Source organism: Photorhabdus stackebrandtii (assembly GCF_011189495.1).
Lineage (GTDB): Bacteria > Pseudomonadota > Gammaproteobacteria > Enterobacterales > Enterobacteriaceae > Photorhabdus > Photorhabdus khanii.
This window is the reverse complement of the sequence record NZ_PUJV01000117.1, coordinates 1-1,259: the sequence shown is the minus strand read 5'-3', so window position 1 is coordinate 1,259 and position 1,259 is coordinate 1. Positions and strand designations below refer to the sequence as shown.

Annotated in this window: 1 protein-coding gene; it reads left to right on the top strand. The window is 49.5% G+C overall.

Going from position 1 to position 1,259, the window contains the following annotated elements; all coding sequences use genetic code 11:
- The first annotated feature begins 81 nt into the window (after window positions 1–81).
- Window positions 82–1,086: an IS110-like element ISPlu13 family transposase gene (locus tag C5470_RS21840; protein ID WP_166291890.1), complete on the top strand. Its 1,005-nt coding sequence runs from the start codon at window positions 82–84 to the stop codon at window positions 1,084–1,086.
- Window positions 1,087–1,259: the final 173 nt, after the last annotated feature.

Genomic DNA, 1,259 nt, shown 5'->3' with positions numbered 1-1,259 from the left:
CCCCAAGGTAATGAGATGGTTCCCCTCACTCTAACGGCAGTATATTAGCAGAGTGATTATCTTTGATAAGAGGCTACCATCATGAACACTATCGCACTGATTGGCATCGATCTCGGCAAGCATTCTTTTCATGTCCATTGTCAGGAGCAATCGGGAAAAGCTCTGCTACGTAAAAAATTCACCCGAACTAAATTGATGGAATTCTTAGCCGATTGCTCTCCGGCAACGGTTGTGATGGAAGCCTGTGCTGGCGCGCATTTCATGGCAAGGCGGATCGCTGATTTGGGGCATGAGGCTAAGCTGATTTCACCGCAGTTTGTCCGTCCTTTTGTCAAAAGTAACAAGAATGATTTTATTGACGCGGAAGCCATCTGTGAAGCCGCCTCACGACCTTCAATGCGTTTTGTTCAGCCCAGAACGGAAGCCCAACAAGCCATGCGAGCGTTGCATCGTGTCCGGGAATCACTGGTCCGGGATAAAGTCAAAACCACCAATCAGATGCAAGCTTTCCTGCTTGAGTTTGGCATCAGTATGCCCAAGGGGATTGCCGTGATAAAACGACTCTCCACTGTTTTGGCCGAACATCCTCTTCCACCTTATTTGGTGCAAATATTACTACGGTTACAGGCGCATTATCACTATCTGGTTGGACAAATCACCGAGATTGAGACCGCACTGTCACAGGAAATCATTCAGGATGATACCGGACAACGGCTGATGACGATCCCCGGTATTGGTCCCATCACGGCGAGTGTGCTTTCCTCACAACTGGGTGATGGAAAACAATATTCTCGCAGCCGGGATTTTGCGGCCTCGACGGGTTTGGTTCCCCGCCAGTACAGCACCGGGGGAAGGACGACCTTATTGGGTATCAGTAAACGGGGTAATAAGACGCTCCGGCAACTGTTGGTACTCTGCGCCCGGTCATTCATGCAACAGATTGAGCACCGGCAGGGAAAACTGGCTGACTGGGTTAAGCAGCAGCTTGAACGAAAGCACTCTAATATCGTGGCCTGTGCATTGGCTAATAAACTCGCCCGGATAGCGTGGGCCATTACGACACAACACACGGTATTTGTCGCCTAAAGCTGGCGTCATTGTGAACCTATTTAAATGTTACCCCACTGGTTTTGCGAAGACTGATTATTGATGACATGAACGGCCTACCGGCCTGATGAGAAACCTAACATAAAAAATGGCTCTTTCAAGCCGACAAGGTTTTAAGGTTCATCAGGCGCGGAACTCATCGAGGCGCAGGC

What these genes read in the sequence shown, in the direction of transcription:
- C5470_RS21840 (WP_166291890.1), top strand. Translation starts at nt 82, where the DNA reads ATGAACACTATCGCACTGATTGGCATCGATCTCGGCAAGCATTCTTTT.